The sequence below is a fragment of the Nitrospirota bacterium genome, assembly GCA_016180645.1.
GTDB lineage: Bacteria > JACPQY01 > JACPQY01 > JACPQY01 > JACPQY01 > JACPAV01.
In genome coordinates this window covers 21,970-29,407 of record JACPAV010000043.1, presented here as the reverse complement: position 1 = coordinate 29,407, position 7,438 = coordinate 21,970, and the positions used below count along the sequence as shown (strand labels likewise).

At 59.0% G+C, this 7,438-nt stretch carries 5 protein-coding genes; all 5 read right to left on the bottom strand.

Annotated features, from left to right (window positions below):
* Nucleotides 1-95: 95 nt before the first annotated feature.
* Nucleotides 96-2,438, bottom strand: a complete 2,343-nt coding sequence (locus HYT87_18520) for a thiol-activated cytolysin family protein (protein MBI2061740.1) — start codon at nucleotides 2,436-2,438, stop codon at nucleotides 96-98.
* Nucleotides 2,439-2,713: 275 nt separating this feature from the next.
* The gene (locus HYT87_18515) at nucleotides 2,714-3,418 is read right to left on the bottom strand and encodes a methyltransferase domain-containing protein (GenBank protein ID MBI2061739.1); all 705 of its coding nucleotides are present in this window, start codon (nucleotides 3,416-3,418) and stop codon (nucleotides 2,714-2,716) included.
* 119 nt (nucleotides 3,419-3,537) lie between these two features.
* Complete coding sequence (locus tag HYT87_18510) at nucleotides 3,538-4,089, bottom strand: LptE family protein (GenBank protein ID MBI2061738.1); 552 nt, start codon at nucleotides 4,087-4,089, stop codon at nucleotides 3,538-3,540.
* Nucleotides 4,086-6,668 carry a leucine--tRNA ligase gene (locus tag HYT87_18505; protein ID MBI2061737.1) on the bottom strand — a complete coding sequence of 861 codons (2,583 nt, stop codon included), beginning with the start codon at nucleotides 6,666-6,668 and terminating at the stop codon, nucleotides 4,086-4,088. The genes HYT87_18510 and HYT87_18505 overlap by 4 nt, the downstream gene beginning before the upstream one ends.
* The gene (locus HYT87_18500; protein MBI2061736.1) at nucleotides 6,665-6,964 is read right to left on the bottom strand and encodes a septum formation initiator family protein; all 300 of its coding nucleotides are present in this window, start codon (nucleotides 6,962-6,964) and stop codon (nucleotides 6,665-6,667) included. The genes HYT87_18505 and HYT87_18500 overlap by 4 nt, the downstream gene beginning before the upstream one ends.
* Between the last annotated feature and the right edge of the window lie 474 nt (nucleotides 6,965-7,438).

The window sequence follows — 7,438 nt, the reverse complement described above, 5'->3', positions numbered from 1 at the left end:
GCCGCGTCAACCGAATCGTTCTGGCCATGAACCCTCCTTGTTGAGGAGAGCATAGCAGATATGGAGAATATGTTAAAGTACATTAGTGGGCATATTTAGAGGCAGTTGTTCACATTCTCGTTGTAATCGATGTTGTAGCCGGCACCGGGCTCGTCGGTGGCGGTCGCTTTGCAGGAACCGTCCGTGCCGATCTGGAGATCTTTCCCCCACACTTTCCCCGTCCATGCCCCCGTGCCTCCATGAATCTGGATCGAATAGATCACGTTTCCGTCGCGTTTCAACCTGATGGTGCCGCCCGTGGCCCATCCGCCGTTGTTGAAAAGGCGGAGTTGGATGAGGTGCGGTTGGCCGTCGTCCGGCGGCGTAGTAAGAATCCCCTGGTTGTCCCAGGTATTCTTGCCGTTGGGTGAGTCGTATCCCCGAATCAGGCGGCCGTCCACAGACATTTCGAAGTGATCGTCCAGCCCGTTGATCCCCTGAGCCTGGTAACCTTCGATATCGACTTGAAATTGATGATGGACGGCGGCCGCGGTGGAGGAGCAGTTCTTTTGGACGAAATCGACCGTGTAGAGCAGGCTCGCAGGATTGTCGTCCACGAGATAGCTCAAGGTGAATCCGATGGGAACGGCCGGGGTGGTGCTGGAGAACTGTTCCGTCTTGATCGTGGCGAATTGCGCCTTGAGTTGATTGAACAAGTCCGAGCCCGATCCGCCGTCTCCCGAGGCGGGCAGGAGCGTCCAGCCCGCCACTCCCTTGTCGGCGCCGCCGCGTACGCGGAGCCGAATTTCCGTGTTCTCGAGGATGTCGCCGTGGGATATCTTGCTGGTCGCGGACACGGAGGCATCCGCGCCGGCGTAGGCTGCCTCAACGACGCTTTTCACGTTGGTCTCCGAGAAGGATGTGGTGACCTCGAGCATGATCTGGCGTCCGTAGTCGACCTGTTTGATGTAGAGAGGGGGATTCCCCCCGCCGATCTGGGTCGTTCCCAGCACGGGATCGGGAGGATCGGTGGCATCTGCGGTGAAGGCGTTGAGGGCGCCTCCGAAATCGTCCACGACCACGGAATAGAACCTCTGAGTATAGATGACGACCAGGTGGTTGTTCTCGTCCGTGCGGTCATATTTGAGGTCCGAGGACCCGGCGAATCCACCGAAACTACCGGCAACACCGAGATCCATGTCGAGCTGCTGCTCGGAGGACGCGATGGCATAATCCACAGACACGTCGATCACCCCCTGCTCGACGCCCTTGGAGAGAATGTCCCGAACGGCCTGATCTACATTCTCGAGCCTGGACGGATCCTGGACACTGCTGAACATGTGGTTTCCCCCGCTCAGAGTGGGCCCTTGAACGACGATGGTCAGCGGCGCCCGCTTCCGGGCGTGTGGGTCACGCGACGTGCCGGAGGTGATTTGTTTAACGTTGTTCTGACTCATGAACGGTTCACCCTGAACCAGAGCGCCCGGAAAGATGTTGGGGCTGGTGTCGAAGAGAGTGAAGGCATTTGCCATGTCGTGCTGCGTCATCTCCTGGGTCTGGCACGTGACGTTGTAAGTGCCCTGGGTCGATGTGCTCGTCGTTGGTTTCGATCCGTCCTTGTTCCTGGGGCCATCCGTCTGTCCGCCGGGAAGCTTGGTGCCGACGGAGGCCCGGAGATGGTCCAGGAGCGGATCGGCAGACTCGGGGGACGCGGTGGGTGGGGTGGACGCAGTGGACGTGGCGGATGTGGCGGAAGCAGTGGACGTGGCAGAAGCGCTGGAAGTATCGGCGGCACGAGGGGGCCGCACCGGGGCACGGCGGACTATCCCTCTCACGGTGTTGGGTGCCCGCGAGGTCAAAGCCTGGCGCCGGACCTTGCTCCGGCCGGAATCTTCGTTTGAGCAAACCAAGCTGTTCACCGGCTCGCCGACGAAGGTGCGCCCGACGGCGGCGTTTCCCTGCATTTCAGTGAGGACGAGCCGCCCATTCTTGAAAACCGCATCCGTTTCTGTCCCGTCGAAATCAAGGATCCCGCCGCGGACGGTGCCGGTGGAATGGGCGCGTTGGGAGCAGGCCTCGTATATCTCGTATGTGTTGTCGCCGGTTTTCTTGAACGTCAGCAACTGATCCGAATGGGAAATGTGAGGGGTTTCGTTCTGATGGCTGTAGATGTGCCAATCCCCTTCAAGAAGGCCGCTCAACTCGGACGGCTGGCTTTCTTTCTCCGGCAGCGTCGCAGATCCTGGATCGTCCCCCGCATCAATTCCGCAACCCAAGACCAGGATGGCGAACGAAATCGAACCCCACCGTTTCAGCCGATATTCTTGACTTGACTCCCGTTTCGCTCCCATGACCGTTTCCATGTCGGATAGGGGCATTGTATCCGGGGCTGACTCCGCATCAAATGGCTGAACCGTCGTAGCGGGTTTTCCAGGTCCGACTCCGTGCTTTGTTCTCATGTTTTCACCTCCTGCGTCTGTTTCATGCCGCACCTCTACCTTGGCCCCCCGAATCTTCTCCCCGCCTCGAACTCACCCAGGTCCATCGCATTGACCTGCCTACTCCTGCAAGGTTCGTGCCGCGGCGCACGGAGTTGCATCTATGCACCGGCGCTCCGTTTTCGTCATCGTAGGGGTGATTCTCTGTCCATGTGACAGAAATGCAACGGTGGGGTGGAGTTGTCTCGTGTTTGGGGACGCTCGTCCCCAGCCCCGTCCACAGGCGAGTCGGAAGCCTACACTACGCGGCGCCAGAGAATGACGCGGTAGGTTTTGGCTCGGCGGAAGGCGTCGGGGTCGATGACGACGAGCTGCTCGCGCAATTGGTCCAACTTCTTTCGAAAATAAACCATGGCCAGCCGGGTCAGGCGCGGATAACGTTTTCGAAGCGCCTCAACCATGAGTTCGTAGGCCGGCATGGCGTATTGATTCACCCAGCCGAATCCCAATTCCAGGGTGGGCACCGCCCGCTCGGTGAGGTCTTCTTCGAACTCGATCTCGAATCCTGACTCCTTTCCGGCGGCACGGTACTCGCTTTCGAGATGACCGGATTTTGTGAGTCTGGACCCGTCCTTGAACTTGCAGAAGTAGTCGGCCGCCAGGATCCATCCCCGCGGCGGCAGGATCTCGCGGCTCTGGGCGAATCCTGCTTGGACGGGGAAGTACTGTACGCTCTCGGCCATGAGGATGAGATCCGCTTTCGGCCGCTCCCTGAGCGCTTCAAACTTGGAGAGAAAGAAGGGACACCCTGATCGTTTCGAAAATTCGACCTGCTGGTAAGGGTCGGGCGACACTCCGGTAACCGCGTACCCCTTCGTCTTGAGCTTGAGCGCCATGCCACCGGTCCCGCATCCGACATCCAGGATGTGCTTCACTCCGGTTGGAACTTTCGACACAAGGTATTCCGCATACCGCTCCTGCGCCGCGCGTAGGCCCTCCACGGAGCGTGGATCGCCCGCCTCCCACAATCCATAGTGGATGTAGCCCAGTCGCAGGACCTGGTCGTAGAATCTTAGCGTGTAGTTGGTCTTGATGGCGGACGCGTGACGAGTGGGACGCCTTACATCTTGCCCATGATGGCGCGGTGGATTTCCTCCGCCGCATCAACCGCCAGTTTCTTGAGGATTAGCACCTCGTTTTCCTTCGAAATGCCCGCCGTTTGGCTGGCGGCATACTCATCGGAACGGGAGTATCCCCTCACATCCCAGTATATCTCGTCTTTCACCTTGTCGTAGAGCTCGAGGTCCACCGTGATGGTCGATCGGTACTTGGAGGGAAAGCCCGCAATATCGTACGCCAGGGGTTCAATGCTGAACCGTTTCAAAGTTCCGCTGAGCACGGCATCGGCCTTCTCGATCGACGTCAGGTTCAATCTCCTGTCCGTCGAAAACTCCTGTTGGAAAGCCTGGTAGAAAACGGTCTGGATGTGCGGTTCGTCCGTATCGTTCCGGATCTCACCGACCGCCACCCGCTTGATGTGGGAGGGGAGCGTGTTGACGCGATTGACGAACTGATAGCCGCACGCGAAGGATCCCGTAATCAGGCCGAGGAGGAGCGAAAGAAACGGCGCGAGCCAGCGGCCCATGAGCAGGGAGCGGGGCGTGGGTTTCATGCCGCCTTCGGTGAAGTGACGATGTTGACCAGACGTTGCGGCACAACCACCACCTGCCGGACCTGTCGGTCCGCGACCCACGGCTGCACTTTGGGATCGCCCATGGCCCTCGCCCGGAGCTCGGCCTCGGACAGGTCTCGCGGGACGATCAGTTTGGAGCGCAGCTTCCCGTCGATTTGGACGATCACCGTAATCGCCTCCTCCTGAATCCATTTGGGGTCCCACGCCGGCCAAGGATGCCGTGACACAAAATCCTTCTCTCCGAGCTGACTCCACAATTCTTCCGCGACATGCGGCACGAACGGCGCCAGCAAGAGCGCCAGATTCCTCACACAGAACCAGAATATGGCACGCTGATCTATCAAACTCTGGCTTTTTTCTTCGATTCCTCGGCCGTAGGTGACCAACTGCGGCCGATGCCAAGCATTGAAGGTGTTGCAAAACTCCATGATCGCGGCTACGGCGGTGTTGAAGTGGAATCGGTCCTCGATGTCCTCCGTAACTTTCTTGATCGTCTGGTGGCATTTCCGAAGAACCTGGGCTGCCTGCTCCGGTATTTTCGAAGGTTCGAGGTTTCTCAGGATCGTCGCGAATCGTTCTCGTTCATCTAGGATGGCCGCCGTATCGAGCCGTTGAAACAGATCCCACACACGCCTGAGGAATCGTGAGGCACCTTCCACGCCCTGGTCGCTCCATTCGAGGTCGTACTCCGGCGGCGCGGCGAAGAGGATGAAGAGGCGTGCCGTGTCGGCCCCGTACTTCCTGATGATCTCGTCCGGATCGACCACATTGCCCTTCGACTTGCTCATCTTGGCGCCGTCCTTGATGACCATTCCCTGTGTCAGGAGGCGCTGGAACGGCTCGCCGGTCTTGAGGAGTCCGAAATCGCGCATGACCTTGGTGTAGAACCGGGCGTAAAGCAGATGGAGAACGGCGTGTTCGATTCCCCCGATGTACTGGTCCACCGGAAGCCAGAAATTCGCGCGCGGAGGATCCACCATGCCGTTTGCAGAATCGGGACACGCGAAGCGGGCGAAGTACCATGACGATTCCACGAAGGTATCCATCGTGTCCGTTTCGCGCCGGGCCGCGGACTTGCACTTGGGGCATTGCACTTTGGTGAAGTAGGGATGCTGCGCGAGCGGTGAATCGCCCTTTCCCGTGAAGGCCACGTCGCGAGGGAGCACGACGGGGAGATCCGATTCCGGAACCGGGACAACGCCGCACGCGTCGCAGTGGATCACCGGGATCGGCGCGCCCCAGTAGCGCTGGCGTGAAATCCCCCAATCGCGCAGTTTGTACGTGACGGCCCCGCGGCCGACTCCCTTCTTCTCCAAAAGCTCGATGACTTTCTTTTTCCCCTCCTCACTCGGCATTCCATCGAACGGACCTGAATTCGCCATCACGCCCGGCTCCTCGTACGCACACTCCATCCGGGCGGGATCGAGCTTCTCCGCCACCGGTTGGATGACCACTTCAATGGGAAGGTTGTACTGCCTGGCAAACTCGAAATCGCGCTGATCGTGCGCAGGCACGGCCATCACCGCGCCCGTGCCGTACTCCATGAGGACGAAATTGGCGACGTAGACCGGGAGCATCTTTCCGGTAAGCGGGTTGATGCAGTATGAACCGGTGAAGACGCCCTTCTTTTCGACCTGGTCGGCGGGTCCCCGCTCGCCGCCCGCCAGCTTGGCCCGCCGCATGGCGTCCACTTCGAGCCGCACCTTCGGCTCGCTCGGCAACCCGCCGGAAAGCTCTTCGACCAACGGGTGAAAGGGGCTCAGGCTCATGAACGTCGTTCCATACAGCGTGTCCGGTCGCGTGGTGAAGATCCGGATTTTGAGATCGCTGCCCACGACGGGGAAATCCACTTCTGCGCCCTCGCTCTTCCCGATCCAATTCCGCTGCATGATGAGGACGGGCTCGGGCCAGCCCTTGAGATTGTAAGTCTCCCGCAGCAGTTCCTCCGCATAGGCGGTGATCCGGAAGAACCACTGAAACAGCTCCTTGTGGGCGACTTCCGAGTCGCACCGCCAGCATCGGCCGTCTTCGACCTGTTCATTCGCCAGCACCGTGCTGCACGAGGGGCACCAATTGACGATGGACTTTTTCCGGTAGGCCAGTCCCTTCTCCAGCATCCGGAGAAACAGCCACTGCTCCCATCTGTAGTAGGATGGATCGCACGTGGCAATCTCGCGCCGCCAGTCGTAGGCGTAGCCGAGGCGCTTGAGCTGGCTTTTCATGTACGCGATGTTGTCGAGTGTCCACTGCGCCGGATGGATCCCACGCTCGATCGCGGCGTTTTCGGCGGGGAGGCCAAACGCGTCCCATCCCATGGGATGGAGCACCGTGTGGCCGCGCATCATTTTGTACCGGGCGACCACATCACCGATCGTGTAATTCCGCACGTGGCCCATGTGGATCCGGCCGGAGGGATAGGGGAACATTTCGAGGAGGTAGTATTTCGTGGAACGTGACTCGGGACTCGTGGCTCGTGTCTCGTCCACTTCGAAGAGACGGGCCTCGTCCCACTTGGCCTGCCACTTCAGTTCGATCGATTCAGGTTCGTACCGACTCATGGCTTCTTGGGCACCAATTGGAACACTTTTTCATCTTCGCGACCGAGCCCGAATTTTTCACGCGCGAGACGCTCCACCTCGGAGGGGTCGCGGCGGATGGCATCGATCTGGGCGCGCAAAACCTCATTCTCCACTTTAGCTTTTCGAATTTCGCGGACGACCGCCTGTTTGTTCCGGAGCAGGACTTTCCGTTCGATCAATCCCTTGTTCCCAAAAACGATCACCATCATAAGGGCAAAGGCAGAGAAGATCAAAGTATAGCGGGCCAGAGGAATCCAGTCGTTCCGTTTTCTCATCACCACCGACTTGCAGGTATTGGGGTATTCGACCAGGCTTCTGAAAACAAAAGCGATTTCGACGCGGCGGGAAGCTCATCTTTCCTGCGAAATCTCCGAAAATATAGGTGTGGTCAAAGGGGACATAAGGGACATCGCGAAAGCAGTTGACAACTTATATATAGTATTTTAAATTGGCCACCATACCAGATGTTGTGCATATTTTGGGATCGAAAGCGCAGGCATGGAAGCGCAGCAAGGAACCGATCCCAAAGCACCGGGGTTTCATGAGGTCATGGGACGCATGATTCCACGAGGAAGTAAGAGGTGCCTGGGGGGAAGCGTGAGGACCTTCCGACTACAGCCCAGATTATCATGGATGATATCAAGGGCAAACGCTAGGAAGACATCGCCACGGCCCTCCGCCGTGAGGCGGAGAAACCGGGTACCTCTTTAAGTTTCCGTCCCGCCGTCCGCCTCCCCAGCGGACGGCGA

Coding starts and splice junctions, on each gene's coding strand:
- HYT87_18510 (MBI2061738.1), bottom strand. CDS start 4,089: ATGAAACCCACGCCCCGCTCCCTGCTCATGGGCCGCTGGCTCGCGCCG.
- HYT87_18500 (MBI2061736.1), bottom strand. CDS start 6,964: ATGAGAAAACGGAACGACTGGATTCCTCTGGCCCGCTATACTTTGATC.
- HYT87_18520 (MBI2061740.1), bottom strand. CDS start 2,438: ATGAGAACAAAGCACGGAGTCGGACCTGGAAAACCCGCTACGACGGTT.
- HYT87_18505 (MBI2061737.1), bottom strand. CDS start 6,668: ATGAGTCGGTACGAACCTGAATCGATCGAACTGAAGTGGCAGGCCAAG.